This is a genomic window from Neisseria oralis (genome assembly GCF_045062685.1).
Taxonomy (GTDB): domain Bacteria; phylum Pseudomonadota; class Gammaproteobacteria; order Burkholderiales; family Neisseriaceae; genus Neisseria; species Neisseria oralis.
On the sequence record NZ_JBJGEB010000051.1, the window covers coordinates 1 to 279 of the forward strand.

The window sequence follows — 279 nt, forward strand, 5'->3', positions numbered from 1 at the left end:
CAATGCACCACTGTTGATGTATCTTGGCCAACTGGCTTACGGACGCAAACTTTGGGGCAAAGCCCAAGGCTACCTCGAAGCCAGCATCGCCCTGCAACCCAGCGTATCCGCACATTTGGTCTTGGCCCGCGTGTTTGATGAAACCGATCAACCGCAAAAAGCGCAAGAACAACGCAATCTGGTTTTGGAAAGCGTGGCCGAAGAAGAACATCCGGCAGCCCTTCCTCAACCCAATTGATGTGCTGATTTCGCATTAAGCGACAGTATGAAATCTACAAC

At 51.3% G+C, this 279-nt stretch carries 1 pseudogene; it reads left to right on the top strand.

Annotated elements, in window-relative coordinates:
• Nucleotides 1-238: pseudogene (locus ACI43T_RS12040) on the top strand (heme biosynthesis protein HemY); the annotation flags it as partial.
• Between the last annotated feature and the right edge of the window lie 41 nt (nucleotides 239-279).